Annotated in this window: 19 protein-coding genes; 1 reads left to right on the top strand and 18 read right to left on the bottom strand. The window is 66.1% G+C overall.

The features are described 5' to 3' along the window. Positions 1-5: 5 nt before the first annotated feature. The 9 genes from Q9250_RS10800 to Q9250_RS10760 all read right to left on the bottom strand — a co-directional run bounded on the left by Q9250_RS10800 (position 6) and on the right by Q9250_RS10760 (position 12275). Positions 6-1823, bottom strand: a complete 1818-nt coding sequence (locus Q9250_RS10800; protein ID WP_130455662.1) for a type IV secretory system conjugative DNA transfer family protein — start codon at positions 1821-1823, stop codon at positions 6-8. Beyond that, positions 1820-2311, bottom strand: coding sequence for a hypothetical protein (locus Q9250_RS10795; protein WP_306231892.1), 492 nt, complete (start codon positions 2309-2311; stop codon positions 1820-1822). Before Q9250_RS10795 ends, Q9250_RS10800 begins: the two co-directional genes overlap by 4 nt. Before the next feature lie 260 nt (positions 2312-2571). Further along, entirely contained in the window at positions 2572-5574 is a 3003-nt protein-coding gene (locus Q9250_RS10790) for a hypothetical protein (protein ID WP_130455660.1), read from the bottom strand. A 70-nt stretch (positions 5575-5644) separates the two neighbouring features. Then, complete coding sequence (dprA, locus tag Q9250_RS10785; RefSeq protein ID WP_157993058.1) at positions 5645-6658, bottom strand: DNA-processing protein DprA; 1014 nt, start codon at positions 6656-6658, stop codon at positions 5645-5647. A 181-nt stretch (positions 6659-6839) separates the two neighbouring features. After that, on the bottom strand, positions 6840-8318 hold the full coding sequence (locus Q9250_RS10780) for an ATP-binding protein (protein ID WP_130455656.1): 1479 nt from the start codon (positions 8316-8318) through the stop codon (positions 6840-6842). Continuing rightward, positions 8315-9094 carry a hypothetical protein gene (locus tag Q9250_RS10775; RefSeq protein WP_130455654.1) on the bottom strand — a complete coding sequence of 260 codons (780 nt, stop codon included), beginning with the start codon at positions 9092-9094 and terminating at the stop codon, positions 8315-8317. The genes Q9250_RS10780 and Q9250_RS10775 overlap by 4 nt, the downstream gene beginning before the upstream one ends. Positions 9095-9113: 19 nt before the next feature. Next, a complete protein-coding gene (locus Q9250_RS10770) occupies positions 9114-10583 on the bottom strand; it encodes an SCO6880 family protein (protein ID WP_130455652.1) in 1470 nt (489 codons plus the stop codon). A 3-nt stretch (positions 10584-10586) separates the two neighbouring features. Further along, a complete protein-coding gene (locus tag Q9250_RS10765; protein ID WP_130455650.1) occupies positions 10587-11975 on the bottom strand; it encodes a TrbL/VirB6 family protein in 1389 nt (462 codons plus the stop codon). Positions 11976-12005: 30 nt separating this feature from the next. Beyond that, entirely contained in the window at positions 12006-12275 is a 270-nt protein-coding gene (locus tag Q9250_RS10760; protein WP_024355940.1) for a DUF6112 family protein, read from the bottom strand. Between the two features lie 103 nt (positions 12276-12378). On the opposite strand from Q9250_RS10760, the gene Q9250_RS10755 reads away from it, so the two are divergent. Beyond that, positions 12379-13737 carry a hypothetical protein gene (locus tag Q9250_RS10755; RefSeq protein WP_130455648.1) on the top strand — a complete coding sequence of 453 codons (1359 nt, stop codon included), beginning with the start codon at positions 12379-12381 and terminating at the stop codon, positions 13735-13737. A 38-nt stretch (positions 13738-13775) separates the two neighbouring features. Here the strand turns inward: Q9250_RS10755 and Q9250_RS10750 are convergent, their stop codons facing one another. The 9 genes from Q9250_RS10750 to Q9250_RS10710 all read right to left on the bottom strand — a co-directional run. Next, complete coding sequence (locus Q9250_RS10750) at positions 13776-14042, bottom strand: DUF6112 family protein (RefSeq protein ID WP_130455646.1); 267 nt, start codon at positions 14040-14042, stop codon at positions 13776-13778. Further along, positions 14042-15223, bottom strand: a complete 1182-nt coding sequence (locus Q9250_RS10745) for a M23 family metallopeptidase (RefSeq protein ID WP_130455644.1) — start codon at positions 15221-15223, stop codon at positions 14042-14044. The genes Q9250_RS10750 and Q9250_RS10745 overlap by 1 nt, the downstream gene beginning before the upstream one ends. A gap of 6 nt (positions 15224-15229) precedes the next feature. Continuing rightward, complete coding sequence (locus tag Q9250_RS10740) at positions 15230-15916, bottom strand: hypothetical protein (RefSeq protein WP_130455642.1); 687 nt, start codon at positions 15914-15916, stop codon at positions 15230-15232. Between the two features lie 77 nt (positions 15917-15993). Next, complete coding sequence (locus Q9250_RS10735) at positions 15994-17070, bottom strand: ParB N-terminal domain-containing protein (protein ID WP_130455640.1); 1077 nt, start codon at positions 17068-17070, stop codon at positions 15994-15996. After that, positions 17067-17936: a hypothetical protein gene (locus Q9250_RS10730; protein WP_306231891.1), complete on the bottom strand. Its 870-nt coding sequence runs from the start codon at positions 17934-17936 to the stop codon at positions 17067-17069. The genes Q9250_RS10735 and Q9250_RS10730 overlap by 4 nt, the downstream gene beginning before the upstream one ends. A 506-nt stretch (positions 17937-18442) precedes the next feature. Continuing rightward, the gene (locus Q9250_RS10725; protein ID WP_198677603.1) at positions 18443-19123 is read right to left on the bottom strand and encodes a DUF2637 domain-containing protein; all 681 of its coding nucleotides are present in this window, start codon (positions 19121-19123) and stop codon (positions 18443-18445) included. Next, positions 19120-20028, bottom strand: a complete 909-nt coding sequence (locus tag Q9250_RS10720; RefSeq protein ID WP_130455634.1) for a bifunctional DNA primase/polymerase — start codon at positions 20026-20028, stop codon at positions 19120-19122. Before Q9250_RS10720 ends, Q9250_RS10725 begins: the two co-directional genes overlap by 4 nt. Then, positions 20028-21110, bottom strand: a complete 1083-nt coding sequence (locus Q9250_RS10715) for an ArdC-like ssDNA-binding domain-containing protein (RefSeq protein WP_130455632.1) — start codon at positions 21108-21110, stop codon at positions 20028-20030. Before Q9250_RS10715 ends, Q9250_RS10720 begins: the two co-directional genes overlap by 1 nt. A 226-nt stretch (positions 21111-21336) precedes the next feature. Then, the coding region (locus Q9250_RS10710) for a helix-turn-helix transcriptional regulator (protein WP_306231889.1) at positions 21337-22211 on the bottom strand (875 nt) is incomplete at its 5' end.

Raw genomic sequence — 22211 nt, 5'->3', positions numbered from 1 at the left:
CTCTGTCACTCAGGTGCGCCCACCGGCCCCTCATCACCCGCGGATGCCGGAGAACCGGTTTGTAGCAGCTTCTCCACCACGCGCCGCTGACCCTGCAGGTCGCTCGCGCCCTTGCGGCGCGTCCAAGCACGCAGTTTCGCGACGATCGGTGGCGCGGCGCGTAGCAGGATCAGTCCGGTACCGAATGGGAGGGTGCGGATCACGTCGGGAGGCATGATCGCTACCCGGCGGATGGAGCGTTGTGCGGTGCGGGAGCCGTGGTCGCCGATGGTGGTGGAGTCGGTGATCTCGTCGCGTTCACCGATGAGGGTGGTGAGGTCTTGAAGGTCACGGGAGTTGGATGCGCCACCGAGGATGATCTTCACAATCGATGCGTCCCAGATCGCGCCGGCAGCGTTATCCGACCACTTCTCGCGTGCCTGTGCGAGGGATTGCAGTACCGGCATGGTCGTGATCCCGGTACCTCCGCCTTCTGCCATCAACGTCGGGAGCGATGGCAGTGGGGCGAGGTTTCCGATCTCATCCAGCGCCAGCAGCAGCGGCGGGTCGAGACGTGCTGACGGTGAGCGTGCGGCGAGGCGACGGGCGGCTTCGACGAGGTCTTCCACGAACGCTGACACCAGTGCGGCACTGTTGTTCGCCCCGGCGCCTGTCGCGAGCAGATACACGGTGCCGCGCTTGCGCAGAAACTCCTCCGGATCGAACCGCTCCTCCGGGCCTGGGCTGACCGCGTCGAGGACGCGGGGATCTGCGAGCGCGGCAAGAGACAGGGACACGCCTTGCCAGATGGAGTCGCGGGTTCTGGGGTCTGAGTCGATCATCGCCTGCAACGAATCCGCCCACCCCGTCGCCGCCCGAGGGTTCGCGGTAAGGATCGCGACCGCATCGGACGCCGCAGCCGGGTCCAGGGTCCACCGGAACAACTCGGCAGGCGCACGCTGGTCCAGGGCTGCGGCATGGAGGAGTGCTTGGAGGGCGGTGCGGGTTTTCCCTTCCCAGAAATCCCCGCCCTCGACACCGCCAGCGGACAGGCCGGTGCCTGCGGCGAGGCCGGTGGCGCGGATCATCGCAGTCAGCGGGTCTTCGCATCCCCGGATCGGTGACCACCGCAAGCCTGCGGGGACGCCTTCGGCGAGGTGCTGCGGATCGAACACCGCCACTGGCCGCCCCTCCGCACGGCGTGCTGTGAGAGTGGCAGTGAGGTTGTCGGGGCGGGTGGAGGTCGTGACGACGGCGCCTGGGGCGTCGAGGATCGCGTTGATGACCACATGCAACCCCTTCCCCGATCGTGGTGGCCCGATCAGCAGGATCGAATCCTCCACACTCGCCCACACGTTTACGTTCCTCGATGCGCCGAGGAGGTATCCGACATCGGTGACCGCAGGCTGCTGGATGGAGGGGCGGAGTTGCCCGGCCCGACGCAGCAGTGCTTTCTCTGATGCGGCGGTGGTGACGTCGGTGCGGGTGGCGATCCCGACGATCCGGTACGGGTCGACCTTCGTCTGTCGTGCGTGCTCGCGGAAGAACCGCCACACCCACCACCCCGCACTCCCGACCGCGACGATGAGGATGCCGGTGACGATCCAGTACGCGACCGGGTTCAGCTCGTCGGCAGCGAGTGCGCTACCGGGGTCGGAGGGGTGCAGGAGCACGCCGAGGCCGGCTTCGATCCCGCCCGGCGGCTGCGCAATCCCGGTAACCCACGCGGTGATCGTTCCCGCAACGCGGAGGATGACGGCGAGGACGGCGGCGGCGATGAGGGCGATGATTCCGAGGTTCGCCAGCTCATCCCCAAGCGCCCCACCCTGCCGCGGGGTGCTCATTGGATTCTCCCGACCGTGAGGGTGCCGGAGATGCGGCCGAGGAGGATCACTTCACCCGTCACCGCAAGCGCGGTTTGCTCTGCGGTGAGGAGGGTGCGGGCGGTGCCGTCGCTGCTGGCGTCGGTGTGGGCGTGGATGATCGCGACGGCGACATCCTCACCCGCAACGAACCCTGCCCCTGCCACCTGATGCAGCACCGGCTGCGCGGCTGGCACCGGAGGCGACACCACAGCCACCGGTGCCGGTGCTGATGCTTCCCAGGGCTTTGGGGTGGTGCGTTCGCGGGGCGGGGTGATGATGTCGGTGAACGTTGACCCGTCGGCCTCGTGTACCTGCACGCGCAGCGGCGACCGGTACTGGGCGGTGAGGGCGTCGAGGATGGTCGGGAACGCTTCGCGCCGCCATCCCGGAGCGAACGGCTCCGGGAGATACGGGCGCCCGTCGACCGTGACCGTCATCGCACCATCAGCGGTGATGGTGAACTCCACCACCGGCACGACGACCGGTCCACCGGGCTCAGTCTTCGGTGGCTTCGGCGCTTTCGGGGGTTGGTGGTCGGGGTGGGTGCGGCGGTAGCGAGGCTTCGGCGTCACAGGGTTCCTCTCCGTGGAGTGCAGGGGTGTCGCCAGGCAGGTGCACTAGCACCGCCCCCGAAACGCAGGTGGGAGGGCACGAACCTGGGGTGGTTCGTGCCCTCCCATACCGACCCGCCCTGGGGTGGGGGTGCCGGAGGGTCGGCAGCCTGTGGTTAGTCCTCCTTTGCTCCCTCGAACTGGGCCTTGAACTCCTCGAACGACAGGTCCTCGTCACGGACGTACCCGGCGCGGTCGCGCGTGATCGCGAGGCGACGCCCGAACAGCAACACCCCACCGGTAACCGCAGCGATCAGCCCACCAGCGAGACCGATCGGCCACCAGTCACCGCCGCCGGTGTGCGCGAGCTCACCCGGCGTGCCTGCTACGTCTGGGGTGTCGGTGACGGTGGTGGTCTCATCCGGTGCACCGCAGACCCCACGGTGCAGGATCGTGCCGTCCTCATCGGTGACGGTCTCCACCCAGTAGTAGATGCCGACCGTGTCGAAGATCACCTCGTCGGAGCGATACTCACCTGGCCCATCGAGATCAATCGTGGTGGAGGTGAAGACGAGTTCTTCCGGGGTGCAGGTCGCGGTGTCACTGTCCTGCCGGTACGCCTCGAAGATCAGGCGTGCCCCGTCGGGGACGGTGCCGGTGACGGTCGCAACATCATGCGCCGGATCACCCAGCTTCACGTTCGCCATGGCGTTCGTCTTCACGATCAGCTCCTCCGGCTGCTCCTTCACCACCGTCGTCTCACCCGACGCCCCACAAAGACCCTCGGCGATGATCTCGCCGTCGGCGTTGTAGAGGGATTCGACCCAGTACACGTTCCCCGCGGTATCGACGGTGGTGGTGCCGGAACGGTAGACACCGGCCTGGGTGACCGGGATCTCCTCGCTCTCGTAGAACGGCGCCTCACACAGGGCTTCCGCGTCTGCCAGGTGGGGTCCGTAGGCACGGAACACCAGGTAGGAACCGTCGGGAATCTTCGTGCCCTGCACGAGCGCGGTATCCGAGAACGGCTCGCCGACGAACGCTTCCGGTGTCGCCTGCGTCACCACGGACACAGGCACCTCTCTGCCGGTGGGTGGGACGTAGAAGCGTTCCAGCACGTCCACCGGAGACGAGGAGTAAGGCTGCACGCGGTCGTCGCCGGTGAAGGTGGTGACGAGGACGTAGAAGCCGGGCTCGGTCGGCACGATCTTGTCGTCATCCGTGTACCCGAGCTTGTAGACCCCATTGCGTGCCGGCGTCATCAGTTCCGCCAGCACCGGCGCGCTGGTGAGGTCGAGATCGTCGGTGAGTTCCGTATCTGACGCGAAGGGGCCGTAGACGGTGTGATGCAGTTCATCGACATCGGCGTTCCAGTAGCCGTCGCCGGTGAAATCGCCGTGGTTCGCCGGGAACCCGGTGACGGTGATCACATCGAAGGCGCGTCCGCCGGGGTGCACGTTGTACTCCCGCATCAGCGAGGTCACCGTGACCGGCCACCGCACCGACGTCGTCTCCACCGTGATCCCGTACTCGTCCTGCCAGTCGTTCGCGAGGTAGTCGCGCACCCACTCCGGCTGCGTAGTCTTCCGAACCTCCCACACCCAGGTCACAAACCCGCCCGTCGGCGCGACCACCGACGGGGACGTGTAGACGCCGGGGCCGTCTGCGGTGACCGTCACGGTACCGAGCGGCACCGCGTTCGGGTCGATCGCGGCGTTCTGCGCCGGGGGCAGCGTGCCGGGCACCTGGTAGGCGGTGCCCTCGAACACCACCGGAATGTGCGCGCCGTCCTTCTTCAACCACGCACCATTACTGCTACTAACGGTGATCGTGTCCGTGAGTGCATCACCGGGGACAGCGAGACGCTGATCCGCCTTGGAGACAGCTTCGGGCTGGAACGGCACCACCGACGTCTCAGTGACTTGGCCGAAGCGGTCGGTGAACGAGTCGGTGAGGTACTTCGCGTTCTCACCGTGCGCGGTCTTGTCGATGCTCCACACCCACGTGTAGAACCCCGACTCCGGCGCAACGATCGTGCCCGGCGATGTATACGACCCCGCACCCGTCAACGTCACCGTCTCGACGCCTGCGACGAGGGCTCCGGCAGGTGGGGTGTCGGCTTCGGCAGGCTGCTCATCGAACGGCCCATACAAGGTGCCGGTCGCGGTCACCTCAATCGGGTTGCCGTCCAGGTGAATCCAGGTACCCTTCGACACCGACACCGTGAGCCCATCCACGAACGCATCACCCTCCGCGACGTAGCGGGAGGCGACCTGGGTGGTGATCTCCGGCTGGAAATCCAGTTCAATCACCGGCGACTCCACCGACGCCGACAACCCGGTGGATGACCCTGCGACGGCGGCGATCAAACGCTGCTTCCCAGGAGTCGTGTAGAGATCAAGCGCCGCACCATACCCGGCCGCATCGATGCTCATCGACGCGCCAACCCGGTAGGACGGCACACCGACTGCGGGGGTGCCGGTGATCGGGTGCGCCCCGGAGCCGATCGTGCGCGCCGAGGAACCGTTAGCGAAGACCGCATCCGACAAGGTCGCAGCACCGGTGAGGCCTGCGGGGTGGGTGGCGACGGTGAGCGTGCCCGCGTACTGATCCGACATCTCAAGCGATAGCGACAGTGACGGGTCGGTGACCGCGTTTGCTGCGGCCTCCTGCCGCATCGCGGCGAGGTTCGCGAGGATCGTTCCCCGCTCCGACGCGGGGGCTCGGGCAACGTAGTAGTCGTCACCGGACATGCCGTGCGAGTTATACCGGCCAGGGCTCGCCACCGACCACACATGCAGCGCGACCGCGGCGGTGACGTTCGGATCGCCCGACTGCCCCCACCGGTCCATCACATAGTTCAACTCGGCAAGCTGCTGCCGCGACAGCGAATCCAACGCCGTGATCCGTTCCGGCCCCGATGTGTTGCCGTAGGGCGGGTCCGCGTCCAGGTCCGCGCAATACGCCTGCCGGCCGTCCACATCCGTGTTGTACGCGCCGAGGAACGCACCATCTGACCAGTACCCGACCCCTTCACTGCCCGCATGGGCAGCCTGGGAGCCAAGCGCGAACGAACCCGCGATGACCAGGAGCGCGAGCAGCGCTGACAGCCAGCGCCGCACCCCCGTTCTGGGTGGCGCAGCCTCCGGCTGCGTGATGTGGGCGAGTGATCCTGACACGAGATACCTCCTGGTGTGTGTTCATCAGCGACCAGAGCCGGCCGCCTTCACACCAGGTGCACCACCCGCCTCACAACACCGGCCCCCTCAAATCCCGCCCCTGCGCCGACGGCCCAGCCTCGAGCGGGTCGGACTCGAGTCCCGCACGCTCCCGCACGGCACGGTGAGCCCGGTCACGAACCCCATGCAGCAACTCGCGCACATCTTCATAGCCAGTCACCACCGTGGCGAGGCCGTCACGCAGCAACCGATGACAGCCCGTAGAGGTGGCGCTCGTGATCGGCCCGGGGATAGCCCCGACCGGGCGGCCGAGTTCGGCGGCGCGGGCGGCGGTGTGGAGGGTGCCGGAACGGTACCCGGCCTCGGCGATGAGGACGGTGCCGGAGAGCGCGGCGAGGAGCCTGCCTCGTTGCAGGAACCTCCACTTCGTCGGCGCCGCACCCGGCGGCAACTCCGACAGCAACAGGCCGTCCTTGCCGACACGGGTCAGCAGATCAGTGTGCCCTGCCGGATACAGCCGATCCAAGCCGCCTGCGAGCACGGCGACCGTTGAGCCATTCGAGGCGAGTGCGGCACGGTGCGCGGCACCATCGATCCCATACGCGCCGCCCGAAAACACCACACGGGAGTCGGCGACCGCCGACTGCACCAGCTCCGTGGTGACGTGTTCCCCGTAGGCGGTGGACGCCCTGGCTCCGGTGATGGTGAGGCGATCCCACATCGGTCCGGTCAGCAGCCCTGGGTTGCCTTTCGCCCACAACGCCACCGGCGCGCCATCACCGAGCGCGTCGATCCCGGCAGGCCATTCAGCATCGCCGGGGATCAGCACCCGCATCCCGTGCCGCTCTGTCTCAGCAAGCACCCGCTGGATTTGTGCGGCGTCGAGGCGTGGTGCGAGGCGGCGCTGCCAGGTGTCACCGTCGGGCCCTGCCGGGACTTCATCGGCGAGGACGCGGGCGACCGTTTCGGATGCGCCGACGGTGCGAATCATCCGCCCCGTCACCGCATCTCCTGGTTCGGACGCGATAGCGAGGATGATCCTCGCGGTGCTCTCATCTGCTGCCAGTTCGTTGATCGTGTCCATCAGTGCTGCTCCCTCGGTCATGGCGTGTCAATCGAGGGATAGGTGCGAACCGGCACGCCGAAACAGTCATTACGAGAGGATCGGTGGGCGCGGGAACTTGCACCCTCACAACACCCCACAGATCGGCCAAAACCCGCAGAATCACGCGGAATCAGAGTTCAGAAATCCTGAACCTGAGCATTTAGCCCTTCATCCTCGCGGTGGTGTCGAACGCGGCGAGCTCGGCCGGGTGAAGTTGGTGCTGGACGACGAAGGAGCGTTCTTTGATGCGCCAGAGTCCTTGCCCGGTGCCGAGTCCTGGGAGGAGTTTCTGTTCGGTGCCGGTGAGTCCGAGGGCTGCGGCGGTGGCTCCGAGCTGGTCGGGTTCTTGCCGGTAGATGATCCTGGTCTCCGCATTCGCCAACAGGCTGTTGGCGAGGGCGCGCATCGCGGAGCCTTGGTCGCCGACGTTGTCGAGGTCGGTGAGTTTGTGGAAGATCAGCATGTTCGCGATCCCGTAATGCCTGGCGAGCCGCCATTGCGCGTCCATACGGCGCAGGAGAGCTGGGTAGGCCATGAGTCGCCAGGCTTCGTCGTAGATCACCCACCGGTGCCCGCCGTTCGGGTCCATCAACGCCGACTCCATCCACGCGCTGGAGCAGGTCATCAGCACGGAGATCAGCGTCGAGTTCTCCGCGACGCGGGACAGGTCCAAGCTCACCATCGGGAGCGATGGGTCGAACCTGACCGTCGATGGCCCATCGAACAATCCGGCAAGATCGCCCGCCACGAGGCGGCGGAGGGCGTGGCCGACGAGCCTGCCGTCTTCTGCCAGCCGGCCATCCGTGTCGGTCGCAGGATCGGGGCTCAGGATGCGGTCGACCACCATAGGCAGGATCGGCACGTCAGCGGTGCGGACGCTGTCTTGGAGAGCGAGGTCGATCGCGGTGTGCTCCAACGGCGACAGCACCCGATCCAGCACGGTTTCTGCGAGCGCGCCGATGAGTTCCCGGCGGCGGGACGCGACTTGCGCCGCCCATTCCGCATCGCTCACCCCGGACGGGCGGTGGCCCTCATCGAGCGGGTTGAGCCGGTTGCGAAGCCCATGCCCGAGCACGATCGCTCGCCCACCAACAGCCTCCGCCACCGCCGTATGCTCACCCTTCGGATCGCCGGGCACATACACACGGCGACCAAACGGGATCGACCGCGCATAGAGCGATTTCGCGAGTGAGGATTTACCGGACCCGACGATGCCAGCGAGGACAATGTTGGGTGCGGTGATGACCCCGCGGGCGTACAGAGTCCAGGGATCGTAGACGAACGAGCCACCCGAGTACAGGTCCTGGCCGATGAACACGCCGTCAGCACCGAGGCCACCTTCGGCGAGGAACGGGTAGGCGCCCGCGAGCGTCGCGGACGTGTCCTGATGCCGCGGCAATCGCAACCTGCCCGGCGTCCGTAACGCCGCTGCCCCTGGTTCGCCTGCGGCGGGCAGGTAGGTGGTGTTTCGGCGTTCGGCACGCTCAGCGGCCACCCGTTCACGCTCTGCCGACTGCTCAGTGCGGCGTGCGTTGGTCTCGATCTTCGTGGCCGCGTGCTTGCGTGCTTTCCGCTGCCGGCGGCGTTCCCCGGCCGGTTCGACCAACGCCGCGGTATGGAGCTTCTGCCGATCGGTCACAGCGCTCGCCCCCGAGACACCGAGGAGGACTGCGACGGTGCGAACCAGTCATCCTCGTCTTCGACCACGGGCGCTTGGCGGCGTGGCTGTGGATGGCTCGGCGCAGTCCGCGTCGCCGGAGCTCCGGCATCCGGTTCTCGTGTCTCCGGGTGCGTGCGGAGGAGGGAGACGTGCCCGTGGTCATGGTTGTACGTCAGCGTGTAGATGCCTGCGGTGGTGGTGCGGTCGAGCGGGCCGGCGGGGATGGTGTCGTAGACGTATCCGTTGACGAGCGCCGCCTGTGTGGTCTCTTCGCCCATGTCGAACCCGGCCAGGTGCTCGATCGCCGCATCAGTGCCGTCACGGTCGATGATGGCCAGCACCTCGTCGGCGTCCTGTCCTTGCAGGAACACGATCCCCACCCGCCGGGCAGGGACAGAGTCTGAAGGGGCGGGGCGCCATGCGATACGCCCCGAGGCGCCCATGGCGGCATCCACCTGGTCGTGCACCCCATCGAGCAACGCCGCGGCCTGCCGCAGTTCGGCGGCCGCGGTGAAAGCGTGACTTGCGCCGACACCTTGGTTCCCGGCGTCGTCATAAGCGCGCACTTGGTTCGTGGAGTGGGCGGTGGCGAGCTGGTCGAGCACTTGCCGGAGGGATCGCACCCCGGCAAGGAGATCACCGAGCACAGTGTAGGTGTCGGCGGGGTTCTCAAACGTACGGGTCGCATGTGCGAGGCCGCGGAGCGCTTCGGACGCTTCCGCGGCGTCGGCGGTCGGGTTCTGGAAGGTCGGCATGACGGGCTCCTACTTGCTCTCAGACGGTGCGGCACAGCGGCAACGCTGCGACCGTGAAGGCTTGCGCCTGCTGCCCAACAAGACGGCGGGTCTCACAAGACGCTTGGATCGCGGCCTGTTCGATCGCCGCGACCGCGGTGTCGAGTTCTTCCGGGGACGGCGCGCTGACGCTGATGAGGCCGGTGTAGCGGAGCACACCGTGGCCGGCGGTGAGGTCGGCTTCTTGTTGGAGGACATCACCGTATTCGGCGGTTTGAGAGGCGTCTTCGATCTGCCCCATTTTCTGCCGCTGCGCCGCATCTGAGATCAGTTCGGTCTTCTTCTTCCTGATGTCACGGGCTGCTTGATCCGACCGGATCGGCGTGCACACCAGCGAGAACGAACGTTGAATCCCCGACGACAACAACACCGGGGCGAGAAACCCCGGATACACCTGCGACCTCGGCCACTCCGACACCCACAGCACCGCATGGTGCGCGGAATCCGACCGCAGGCGATCCCACGACTCGGTGACCGCGACCGGCCCCGCAGTCGCAAGGGAACGCCCGATGTCGGTGTTCCGTTCGAGGATCGCCGCGGTAGCGGGGTCGTAGGCGGAGCGGAGGATCACCGCGACCTGAGCGGGGGTGAGCCACCCGGTGATCGTGAGCTCCGCCGCCCGAAACGCGGTCACGAGCGTTGTCATCTCTTGGCGAAGGACGGCGGCGGCACCTTTGATTCCGCCGCCGTTGGTGCGTACCTGTCGGGCTGAGGCTTTGAGGTCGAGGGCAAGGCTGATGGTGGTGGCGTGGCGTTCCCCGGCGGGACCGGCACGGTCGATGAGTTCCCGGTACACGGTGGAGGTCCAGGAACCGTCATCGGTGCCGTGGCGTTGCCACCATTCGACCAGCCCGGAACCCCCATCGGGGAGGGTGCGTTCGCACACTTGCAGGCGGGCGATCCGCCCGGACCGGCAGGTGGTGGCGAGCACGCGCCCCCAGGTGGCGACGCGGCGTTCCTGCTCTCCGGGGTCGAGGAGCACGAACGCGGGATGTGAGACGCCGACGATCGCGGTGAGGGTCTGGTGATGGGGGTCGTGGATCATCGCCGCCCCGGTCTCCGGGTCCTCCCACTCCCGAAGCGACGCCGCATCACCTGGAAGAGCGAGCGTCCCCGCAGGACGCGGTTTCACGACCCGCCGCCGGAACACCGTCTGCCGTGCCTGCGTGCGGGCAACCCACCGGAAGGTGACGGGCACCCATTCGATGAGTTTCCGGCCCCCGACCGGGGTCCAGGCGAGGACGGCGGAGAGGAGCCAGATGGGTGCGGTCCAGGCCAGCAGTATCCCGCCGCCGGCGTAGAGGGCGCCGACGATGGAGAGGACGCCTGTGGCGAGGGCGATGAGTTGCGGGAGGGAGAGGCCGAGGAGGATGCCGCGGCGGGTGAGGCGGGAGAACTGCACCGCCCGCAGCCCAAACCCTGCACTGCTCGTGTTCTGCTGAGTCGACATCGATTATTCCTTCCCGGCAGACGGCTTCGGTGACGGCACAGGCGGCGGCGTCGAGGGTGTAGGTCGTGCCGGTGGTGCGGTCGGTGTGTGATTCGGCGCAGGTGGTGGTGCGGGTTGCACGGTCTCACCGGCCCCGGCCGCGTGCCCTTCCGCAGCACCGCCGACCTTGCCACCGAGCTTCGGCCCCGCGGTCGCTGCCGCACCGACCACCTGAGCCCCGACAACGACCGCCGCCGCAGGCCCCGCAGCAGCAGCCCCGCCGGCCCCGGCACCAGCTGCGCCAGCACCGCCGCCCGCACTCCCAGCCCCCGCACCAGCTGCGGCACCAGAACCACCCGCTGCGCCCCCTCCTGTAGCGGGAGTGGCCGTCGTTGCGGGTGGGGTGCCTTCACTGGGTGGTGCCGCACCACCGCCGTTGTCGGCGCCGTCGAGTACCTTCTTCGTCCCGTCCGCCTTCGGTGCTGACGGGACGGGGATGGGGCGGTTGAGGGCGGATTTGGCTTCTTGTTCGGCGCTCATCGAGTGATACATATCGAAGCCGATGAACGTGACGAACTTGTACGTCATGTATGGGGCGAACGCAGCGATGAACATCAACACCACACCTGCGATGGGATCACTGATCGACGCCAGATCAAGCTCAATCGGCGCAGACACTTGGGTGATCGCGACGAGGAAGATCACCACCAGCACGAGCTTCGACAAGATCAACGCGATCACGAACGTCGCCCATTTCCCGAACCACCCCTTGGTCGCATCCCACGAGAACCCCGCGAGAGCGATCGGGGCGAATACGATCGCGACCAGGAGGAGGGCTTTGCGGATCAGGAGGGAGAACCACACGATCGCAGCCGCACTGATGGCGAGTCCTGCGAGGAAGATCGTGACGATCGCCCCGACACCGGGGGCGGCGATGTTGATCCCCGCGAACCCTGCCGCGAGGAGGGTGATGCGGTCGCCGATAGATTCCATCGTGTTCCCCGTGGCCTGCACGATCCCGACCGCGAGCTGATCCGTGATCTCCAACAACAGCCCCGTGAGACCGATCGCGACGAACGAGCCGAGGATGCTTTTCGCAGCTCCCAGGGCGGCGCGGGTGAGGGCGGTGGGGTCGCGGTGGACGAGGCCGGTGATCAGTTGCAGGCAGAAGAAGATCAGCACCACGAACACTGCGACCCCGAAGAGGATGTTGTAGACTCCGACGTAGCCTTCGTCGGTGACGTCGACGAGGGTAGTGGTGTCGAATACCGTCCAGACCGCCTCGAACAGCCACGCCGCCGCCCCGCCCATTGCCTGGGCGAGCCAGTCGAACGGGGCCGCGATCAACGTCGCTGCTCCTTGCCCGACGGTGTCGCATACGGCCGAGATCACCGGCACATCACACACACTCACCGCATCCTCCTTCCCTCGTCCGTGGTGGGGTTAGACGGCTTGGCCGACGCCCCAGAAGAAGTTGATGAGCGTCACCGACGCGCCGCAGATGATCGCCGCGCCGCAGGACACGAGCACGCCGACCTTCCCGCGCGAAGCGAGATGCGGGTTGCTGCTGTTCGCGCCGAAGCCCCATACGATCGCGGAGACGATCAGGGCGAGGACGGAGAGGATCAGGCCGACGGTCATCACCGCGCCGACGATGATGCGCAACTGCTCGATACCGGGAAGCCCGGTACCGTTCGGGTCAATATCAATCACAGGGATGCTCCTTCAGCTCACAAACGCCAGGGAATGGCGAACTTGCCAGCCAGGTGCACCCGCGCCCCCATCGCGCATCTGGGAGCTCACCTAAAATGAGGAGATGACCGGACGCACCGAGACGATGCCGCCTTTAGTGATGTACGTCGTCCACGCGAAGGGCGCGAACCGGATCAGCTATCTGAGCGTCGAGAAAATCAGCGAAGCGTTCGACAAAGAATCCACCCCGACCTTCGGTTCCCTCTGCGCCATCGTGCGCGAAGGAGATGAAGAACTCGGCACCGGGGACTATCTGATCGGGTTGGCTGTCACGCGCGGCGTCGCCGGCATTGCGAGCGGAACGCTACGCGCGACCTTGTCGCCGATCCTTCGTCTGCTCGCGCCTCTTGAGTTCGGAGAACTGAGAGAACAGGCAGTCTCGATGCCGTCAATGCCGCAGCGCTTCTACGCACGTCGACTCGATAGTCCTACAGCAAGAGCTCTCCTCGAACATCTCAGACAGGTTGACCCAACGGTCGGACCGTGGCTGGATTCCGTATTCAGATCGCCGCGCACCTTCGATGACGAGGTGCAGCAATCGAGAGTTGAAGCGCGTGATGCGGTCTTGCTGGCTTCGCAGATTGCTGAGATTCCGTTGCCCGCGGATGCTTTCAGCGAGCCGCCCAGCGTCGAGGAAAAAGAGACACTTCTCGATACCGTGCTAAACGCTGGGTATGAGCGAGATATGGAGGAGGAGCTTCTGCCGCTCGATCTTCAACGTTTCGATGGCAAGCTGATCGCCGATCAACGGGCGGCCAGCCTCGCCGTGTTCGAGGATCGCAGCGGCCAACGGAAGCTCCTCGTCATGTCTGTCAACAAGAAACCCATAGAGGAAGAGCTTGGTGTCGACCTTCTCTACTGGGATCAGGTTCACGACGCTTTCACCTTCGTTCAATACAAGAGACTGGAACGAGCTGACAGCGGCGACGGGAGCGGCAGCTACGAGTGGGTTTATCGACGTAAGAACGAGATAGAGAAACAACTCAATCTCATGCCGAAAGGCCGTGAAGTCCCGAGGAAGACCATCGACTGGCGAGCTTTCGATACCCCATTTTGGTTCAAGTTCGTGCGCGGAGACGCTGGTCGAAAACTCGACGGGAAGACGCTCAAAGGCATGTATGTCTCCGCTGACTGGATGCGGCTCGCCATGACTGATTCGACGTTCAAAGCCGGCCCACGATCTGGCTTCCGAGTGACCTACAACAACACCAAGTACCTCGGGCGAGGGGCCTTCACCCAGCTCATCTCACGCGGATTCATCGGAACAGCAAGCACGCGTTCTCAGGCGTTCAAGAAGGCAATGGCAAAACTGGGCTCCGACCGTGAACTCATCATCGCGATCAAAACTGAGTGGCAGAACGACACCGAAGACGAACGAGCACAGACCGCTTCAGATGCATCCTCGCCCGCACTCCCGTTCTAGGAAGACTGGTACCTCGCAACCTCCTGTCACCGACACGCCTACAAGCGGTCGCCGACGCCCAGGAGGAAGTTGACCCAGGCGACACCGGCTCCGGCGAGGGCTGCCGTGCCGAGTGCCACCCAGACCCCGAGCCGGGCTTTTGTGGCGGTGTGCGGGTTACCGGTCGAAGATGAGATGGCCCAGATGATCGCGGAGATAATCAGCATCAGTACGGCGATGATGAGTACGAACATCAGTAGCGCACCGATCACCGTGCGGAGGTCGTCGGCTGCGCCGACGCCGCCGAAGTCAGGGAACACGTCCATCAGCGCCCACCTCCGTTCAGGGTGCAGGATGCACGGGAGGTGTTGCCGCCGGTGATGCCTTCGGCGTCGTGGTCGGTGAGCCATTGGTCGGAGTCGATCGCGGGCTGCCCTTGACCTCCGGGCCGGATTTCGAGGTGGAGGTGGGGCCCGGTGGATTTTCCGGAGGAGCCGACATCGCCGATGTGTTGCCCGGCGGTGACGGTCATGCCTTCGGTGACGTGGATGCCGTGCTCCCACATATGCGCGTAATAGGACGCGACCCGCTCTCCGCCGACGGTGTGCTCCACGATGATGAGCCCACCCCAGGAGCCGGTGTATCCGGCTTGGGTGACGATCCCATCGGCGACAGCGTAGATCGGGGTGCCGTCAGGCGCGGCGAAGTCGCTGCCCGAGTGGAACGCGGTCTCGAAGGTGATCGGGTCGGTGCGCCACCCGAACGGGCTGGTCCGCACCCAGGAGCCCTCCGGCAACGGGAACACGACCCTGGTGGTCTCCGGCACCACCACCTCACCGCCTCCACCGCCGCCGGTTGATGGCGCGGGGCGGGTGAGTGCGGTGAGGATCGCTTCGGCGACGGGCTGATAGTTCTGATACCGGTCCGGGAACGCCGACACCTCAACGGCCTGCGCCGCTTCGCCTGGGTCGAGCTGCTGCCACCCCGGAATGTCGAGCAGCCCGCGCGGTGAGGGGTAGTTGGGTCCGGTGGGTCCGCCGTAGAAGGCGCGGGCTTGATAGTTCGGGTCCATGAGTTCCGCGACAGAGCCCCACCCTGCTTGCGGGCGCATCTGAAACAGACCGAGAGAGTCGTGATCGGACGCATCCCCGTCGTTGGGGTAGTTCGCGGATTCTGGGTAGGTGCCGGTGTTGGCGAGCATCCGCAGGTGCGACTCCGTGAGCGCCGCCATCAACGCGATCACCACCCCCGGACGCCCCACCCCATCCGTCTGCCCACCAACCGTGATGACGGTCGCAGCGTGGGTGAGCTGCTGACGATTCAACGTCACCGTCTCACCATTGCGCGTCGTCGCAGTGAGCGAGTCCGGGATCGGCCCGACGATCAACGACCCCGGCGCGCACGCAGCGACAGCAGGATTGACGAGGACAGCGACGGACAGGAGCACGGTCGCGGGGCCGAAACAGACGGCGGCGACGGTGAGGGCGGCGAGGAGTTTCTTGAGCATGGCCGGTCACCGCAGCGGGTTGTCGAGCTGCGACAACCGCAACACCGCGCACGTTTCAGTGATTGGAGCGGCAGGCGCCGGTGCGGAGGTGCGTTCGGGTGTGCAGGTGAGGAACACGGTGAACGCGACCGGGTGCGTTGTCGTGACCGGGTCGGTGCCCCAGTAGCCGGTGCGGTGGCGGGTGCCGGTGATCGTATACGCGACCGCACCGTCAGGAATCTGCCCCGGCGCCGCCTGCACCACCGCATCCTCCCACGCGGCAGGGATCTCGATCGTGTCGATGGTGAGCCACTGCCGCGTCTGATGCGTGCGGAGCTGCGTCCATGCCTCCTGGGTCGGCAGATAGGAACGGACATCGGATGCAGCCGCGTCGGCTTCCGTGTCGGCGGTTACATCGGCGAGCATCTGCGCGTAATCGGCAGGCCCATACCCACTGGTCGTATCCCAGGTAAACAGCGCTTCCGCAACCGCGCCTGCGAACTTTTCCGACCCACCGAGGGTGACCACGGCTTCCGGTTCTGCCGGGACGTGTGCCGGGTTCGTTGCCGTCGGCCCATCGGGACGGGCGGGTTCGGTGGTCTGGGGGCCGCGGGTGAGTCCGTAGACCCCGACGCCGATGAGGAGGAGCAGGATCAGGCCGACAGCTGTGGCGGCGATGAGCACGGTGCGGCGGCGGCGAGCGGTGGGGTCCATCCTGGTGTCCTTCCCGACGAGATTCGGATCACCAGACAGGTGCACCACAGCATTCAGGGCAGGGAGGCGGCGGAGGGTCAGGCGGTTTCGCGGCGCACGTTTCGTGCAGTGCGGGCGGCATCCAGGAACGCGACGGTTGCAGTGACGGCGTTCTCGAACATCGCCCACTGCTCACCAGACAGGGCTGGGCCGATGGTTTCGGGGTCGTAGCGTTCGGTCCAGGTGGAGAGTTCATCCCAGAGGTAGACGAACGACCGCACCGGCAGGAACTCCCGCGGCTGCTCCTCAACCGCGTGAAGGCGTGCGGATGCGAGCTGGGAGGGGCGCTTCTTCGTCGCAGTCCTCGCACGCTCGACAGCGAGTACCGCGAGCCGTTCCAGATCGGCCGGCCGTGCCGTGTCTTCGAGCTCCCGGATCCGGGTCGCGCCTGCGGCTGCGGTGTCGCGGATGCCTGCCGGTTGTGCGAGGTCGCCCGCGAGGGTGTCGAGTTCGGCGAGGGCTTGCGCGGCTTTGATGCGATGCTGCGCTCCGGTGATCGACCCGCCCGCGTCGATCCGGTCAAGTTCCTCCCGTGCCCGCTGCTGTACGTCGTCGGTCTGTGCCGGGTCAGCGGCAAGGTTCTGCAACTCGTTGATGCGTTCGAGCGAGGTATAGGCGTTGCGGCCGGTGACCATGAGCGCGGCCTGCTCGCGGGTCTTCCCGATACTCCCGGCCGACGGTGGGGCCACCGTGGCCCCACCGTGTGACCTGGGGTTTTCTTGTTTCGAGGTGAACCGTGACGCTTCCTGTCGGCCCGTCGCATCCTCGACCATGAGCGCTTTCAATTCGGCATAGAGAGCGGCTTCCTCGGTACGGGTGAGGGGCTTATGCAGGAGATTGTCGTCCTGTTCGGCGAGGAGCTGCCCGAGGGTGGTGGAGATACCGGAGCGCACCCACACGTTCACCGTCTTCCACCCGAGCCTGCGGATCGCAGCCAAACGGCGGGCACCGCAAATCAGCATCCCGTCCGGGGTGATCGTGATCGGCTGCAACAGCCCATCCCGCGTGATCGACTCCACCAGCGCGTCGATGTCGCCGTAGTCCTCGCGGTGGCGGCGGCCGGACCAGATCGACTCGACGGCCCGCTCCAGCTCGATATGCCCCGGCGTGGTCATGGCCGGTCTCGCATCACCCCGGGCGCGGCAACCGTGACGGCGACCGCGAGGTCAACATCAGTGAGGAGATGCCGGAGTGATTCGCCAATCAGGAGCCGCAGCAGCACGCCACGGCTCGCATTCGTACCGGTCAGGCTTGCGTCTGGTGATCCGAGGACGATGCGCAGCAGCCGATACCAGGACGGTGCGGGGATATCGAGGAGTGCCCGGGCGTGACGATCACGCCGCAGCGATTCATATGCTCCCGCTCGTGAGACGGATTCTGCGAGGCGTGCGCAGATGCACTCGATCGCCGCGCGGGCGACCACTGGTTCCCACCCGTACCAGCACAGCAGTGCGATTGTGTCTTCGACCGCTGACTCCACTCCCGTCGCCCCTGACGCTTCCACCTCGTCGTCAGCGTCGTCTTCGTCGTCGTCAGTGAAGGGGTCGGCGCGGAATGCGGGGTGGTAGTCGGTGAGGAGGTTTTCGCGGTCGGAGAAGCGTTCGGCGTCATGGAAACTCGAGTATCTGGGTCTGCGTGCCTGGTGCACGGAGCACAGGAGTCCGTTGGCGCGGTTTTCTGCGATGCAGGTGATCTGCACGGCACGGGTGATGACCGCCCACGGATCATCCGCCCGCCGCACCGAGGGCGCACGCATCGCCTCGAACGCCGCGGTCGCCGCCTCCCACGGATCAAGACCGTGCTTGCGCGCGAGCGCGGCGTACTTGTCGGCCGCGTACCGCATGAGTTCGGTAGCGACCGGGTCATTCCGCCAGGCGTCCGGCCCCTCAGCGTCGAGGCGGGTGAGGAGTTCGCGGAGTCGTTCTGAGTTCTCGAACCCACGCCCGCGACCATCGCGACGTGGAGTGTTTCGTTGTGGCATGGTGGCACCTCCTGACAGGCAGGTGCGCACCGGCTCCCCACCGCCACCCCACCACCGTCTTCTGCGCATAGCCGTTCACCCCAGCCCGATCCCGGACGGCCGCACCCACGACGACGAGCGCGGACGATCCTGTGGCTCGAACACATCGAATGACTCGAATACTGCCGGCCCCGCGGGTGCCGCTCGTTCGGCTCGGCGATCCCGAATGTCGCGCGCATGATCCCGGGTCGCACGGTAGGCGTGACCTGGCGCGCGGCGGGCACGGTGCGCGAGGGCGGTCTGAAAGTTGATGCCGCGGCCCGCGATCCTGGCGGTGCTCGACGCGATCAGATCAGTCGGACGCACCCACGCGATCCCGCGCCCCACCAGCGAACCAGGATCAGCGCCTACTTTGGTGAGTGAGGGGTCGCGGTGCACGGCGAACGCAGACCGCTCCGCCTCCGCACCCTCGACCATTTCTGGCCGCGTCTCCGGTAGCTCAGTGCGGTGTGTCTCTGTGTGGTCGTTCATGGGGTTTCCTCCTTGCTGATGGCTGGGGTGAACCAGCGGCCGACGGTGGAGGGGTGCACGCCCAGGTGCCGGGCGATCTGCTTGTTCGACCACCCCTCCACGTCCCGCAATTGCGTCGCCTCCGCCCGCCGCTCACTCACCGATACCACCGGAAACTCCATTGCCGATTTCGGCTCCATTTCTCGTACGGCGACCGTTTGAGACGGGGCGACCGTCTCGGCAGGAGCGGCCTCGATCACGTCTGCGCCCGGTGTGGTGGTGGGGCGGGTGAGGAAGACGGTGAGGTGTGTGATCGACAGCAGCACCAGCGGCGGGATCGCCGCGACCGATGCGGCAAGCACCGGCGGGACGTCGGTGTCTGAGGCGATGATCGCGTGGATCGCATTCGCCGTCACCGACACGACGGCGCCGGCGGCGAGAAGCGTCCAGGGGTACCAGGTCGGGCGGGACTGGCTGGCGAGGGCGACGACGGCGACAGTTGCGACGACGATGATGCCGTCCACGATCAACGGCCACGCCCACGCCTGCCCCGCATCGATCCCAGACCGGCGGGCAAGGTCGGCAAGCGCCGTAAAGCTGAGCCAGAACGCGCCGGCTGCGATGAACACCGTGCCCGTGATCGCCGTCACCACCGCCAACCGGCGACCCCGCGGCGAAACAGCCTCGGTGGTGTTCATAAGATCACCCGCCCTGGTGATCCGCGCACCACACGCCGCTCGTCCGCTCCGGGCTCTACAGACGTATGCGGTGTGGGGTGGGTGGTGCGGTAGGCGGATCGGATCGTCGCCATGATCTCCCGCGGCCCCAGTCCCGCGTGCTCCGCCGCAGGGCCCAGGGCGTCGAGGGTTGCGTCGAGTGGGGTGCCGGATTCTGCGAGTCGGCACGCGGCCCAGAACAGGCCCCGGTTCCGCTCACCCTCACCACGCCCCGCCACCCAGCCGGCGAGCACCTTCGCATCCGACCCCCGCCGCTCAAACCGAGCAGCACGCACACGGTCGATAGAGATCGGAGTGCGCGGGTCCAGAAACTCGCGCAGCCGCACCGCATCCACTGGCACCGGGGTATCACCTGATGCGACGATGAGCCGGTACGCTGCCCGCACCCCGCCGGGGCGCAGCACCTTCGACGGCGGCGCGATGATGTAGCCGCCGTCACCACGGAAATCAACATGCGCCCGCGCGGCCTGCCAGGACGACTGCGCACGGTCAGGGTTCACCGGGTAGTAAGCGTGGAGGCCACCGGAGGGGGTGCGCACGAGCGCAGCCCACCCCGCGGCATGGCCTTGACGGTGCGCTTCGCGGAAAGCAGGAAATCCGGTGCCAGTCGGATGCACGTCGACATCGACAACCTCCACCCCGGACACGGCACCGGTGGGGATGCCGATGTTCGCGGACGGCCACCTTGACCACCATTCCGCGACTTGCGCCGGATCAGCGGTGGCATCATGAAACCCGCGGAGCACCAAAGGGCGTTTCTCACCGGGCAAGCATGGAAACACCGGCACCCCCGCCGCAGCGAACCGCGCCGCTGCCTCCGAGAGCGGCATCCCGCCGACTTCGGTGAACAGATCGGCGGCACCCATCACAGGCTCCTCACCGACGACGCCACCGCGCGGCGCGGTCCCTCCGCCAACGGATCAGCAGTCGCCTCGACCACCGGATCGGAGCGTTTGTTCGCTGGGGCGTCCCGGGTGAGGCCAGGAGGGTCACCGTTGCCGATCTGCACGGTGGGGAGCTGATCAAGAATGCTAGCTGCGGTTTTTCGGACTCGTTCGCCGGTGGCCTGGACGACTTCGACCGGAGACTTCTCCGGCACTGTCGCCGCCCACCCCGACACATACGGGACCGTGTAGTCGCTGGTGTCCATGCCGTGCGCTGCGGCGACCATCAACGCCACCGAATCCGCCTCCACCTCACCAATCCCGCGATGCCCCGTCGCATCCACGTTGTCCGGCCCGTGCAGCAGCACATGGGCGAGCTCGTGCACGAGAGTCTTCACCTGTGCCGCCTCGGGCATGTTCTCCCGAACCGCCACCGACCGCGCACCGAAGTCAGTGAGACCGTTTGCACCGTGGATCATGCCCTCATGCGGCACCCGCAACACGCTGAAACCCTCCGCCTCCACGAGACGTGCGATGCCCTCCCACAGCCCGTCGGGCGCTTCGCCTTCCAGCAGCCGCGGTGATGGCGGCGCGGGAATCGGGTCGCCGGCAGTTTGGGAGACATCCCAGACGTAGGCGGGGCGGACGCCGACCATGCGGGAGCGCACTGCCTCACCCGGTTTCGGTTTCTCGAACCGGCCGAGCCTGCGCCACGACTCCGCCACCTTCGGCGTGAACGACGCGAACCGGCCCGTCACAGGGGCGAGGATCATGTACCCCGACTGGCCCCTTGAGACTTGCCGGCCAAGTGCCTGCCACTGCTTGAAGCCCGCCGCATATGACGGCACCGGTTCCGGCACCCGGCCCGACTCGAACGCCGCCTGATGCTGCACGAAGATCAGCAGCGTGTTGTTGAACGACCGGGCACGGAACCGAGCCGCGAACTCCAACGCTCGTTTCCAATCCTCGCCCGATACCAACGACTCCACCGCGCCAGTGAGCTGTTCGTGCAGGGCGTCGAGTTTCGCATCCCGCGCCGCCCGCGCCTCCTCGACCGTTGTCATTGCATCCTCCTCCCGCAGACACCCACACACGACGGGTGACCTCTGCGACCAGAAGGTGCGCGAAGGAGCTCAGGAAACGAAATCGAGACGGACGACGGACATTAAAGTGTGCGACCGCCAGGTGCATCACTGAACCCGACGTGGTCAGACTTGGTCTATCGCATAAGCGGTGATCCCACTGAGCCACTCTGTAAGTACGATCGTTTCGCCGTGCGGGATTGCGTGTTCACTCCGGGTACGGTTGCGAGTTTCGGCTCTGCTCGAATCGTCGGTACTCACTTGGTGAACGCCCAACATACCGACGAAACTGACGGGCAGCGAAGTCAGGATCACTCCACCCCACCGTGAAAGAAATCTCTGCGATCGGCATAGCCGTGTCTCTCAGCAGCTGCGCCATTCTGAGCGTTCGGAGTGTCGTCAAGTATGCAAGCGGTGGTTTCCCAAAGGCTTCTGAAAACACCCGTCGCAGCTGTGATTCTGAGAGGTACACCGCCTCAGCAAGTTCAGAGGCTAACCAGCGGCGCGAGAGATCAGAGGCGAGTAGGCCCGAAACATGTAGGGCTTCGCGACGCGCAGGCCGGACGGCGCCGACAGGTTCAGTCTCCATGTTGTGGTAAGTAAAGACGACGTCGAGGATTGCGGAAAGCAACGATTGCGCCCGGTGAAAGCGGTCTGACGACAACCCGTCGAGACTCAACGCAACAAGGTTGTCCAGCCAAGGCGCGAGCATTTCCGTTCGATGTTCGCCAATCCGAAGAAGTTGAGCAGGCTTGACATACTCCAGTTCGTAAAAGGTTCTTGCCTCCAGCCGGTCGGTGAACTTGGCGGCATGTTGCCAGAACACTTGGTCGATAACGTAGTCGAGATCAAGGCAGATCGTTGTCACGGTCACGAAGCCTTCCGGTTCATAGCCGAACATGGCATTTGACCCCAATGTGATGACGTCTCCAACGTTCGCCTGTTGCACACCCAGCTCGTTGTGCAACAGAACCGATCCGGCACGCACGAAGATCAGCCTCGCGCAGTCTTCTGCGGAGATCGGGCCAGCGGTACGAAAAGTTCGGCTTCGAGCCACTAAAGGCTCGAAGCCGAACGTCCGGG

Source organism: Agrococcus beijingensis (assembly GCF_030758955.1).
In the GTDB taxonomy this organism is placed as follows: Bacteria; Actinomycetota; Actinomycetes; order Actinomycetales; family Microbacteriaceae; genus Agrococcus; species Agrococcus beijingensis.
This window is presented reverse-complemented; position numbering and strand designations above follow the sequence as displayed.

Bases quoted from the DNA above. Each gene is read 5' to 3' on its own strand.
- Q9250_RS10730 (WP_306231891.1), bottom strand. From the start codon at position 17,936: ATGCCACAACGAAACACTCCACGTCGCGATGGTCGCGGGCGTGGGTTC.
- Q9250_RS10715 (WP_130455632.1), bottom strand. From the start codon at position 21,110: ATGACAACGGTCGAGGAGGCGCGGGCGGCGCGGGATGCGAAACTCGAC.
- dprA (WP_157993058.1), bottom strand. From the start codon at position 6,658: ATGGACACGATCAACGAACTGGCAGCAGATGAGAGCACCGCGAGGATC.
- Q9250_RS10745 (WP_130455644.1), bottom strand. From the start codon at position 15,223: ATGCTCAAGAAACTCCTCGCCGCCCTCACCGTCGCCGCCGTCTGTTTC.
- Q9250_RS10770 (WP_130455652.1), bottom strand. From the start codon at position 10,583: ATGTCGACTCAGCAGAACACGAGCAGTGCAGGGTTTGGGCTGCGGGCG.
- Q9250_RS10750 (WP_130455646.1), bottom strand. From the start codon at position 14,042: ATGGACGTGTTCCCTGACTTCGGCGGCGTCGGCGCAGCCGACGACCTC.
- Q9250_RS10775 (WP_130455654.1), bottom strand. From the start codon at position 9,094: ATGCCGACCTTCCAGAACCCGACCGCCGACGCCGCGGAAGCGTCCGAA.
- Q9250_RS10735 (WP_130455640.1), bottom strand. From the start codon at position 17,070: ATGACCACGCCGGGGCATATCGAGCTGGAGCGGGCCGTCGAGTCGATC.
- Q9250_RS10740 (WP_130455642.1), bottom strand. From the start codon at position 15,916: ATGGACCCCACCGCTCGCCGCCGCCGCACCGTGCTCATCGCCGCCACA.
- Q9250_RS10800 (WP_130455662.1), bottom strand. From the start codon at position 1,823: ATGAGCACCCCGCGGCAGGGTGGGGCGCTTGGGGATGAGCTGGCGAAC.
- Q9250_RS10725 (WP_198677603.1), bottom strand. From the start codon at position 19,123: ATGAACACCACCGAGGCTGTTTCGCCGCGGGGTCGCCGGTTGGCGGTG.
- Q9250_RS10720 (WP_130455634.1), bottom strand. From the start codon at position 20,028: ATGGGTGCCGCCGATCTGTTCACCGAAGTCGGCGGGATGCCGCTCTCG.
- Q9250_RS10755 (WP_130455648.1), top strand. From the start codon at position 12,379: ATGACCGGACGCACCGAGACGATGCCGCCTTTAGTGATGTACGTCGTC.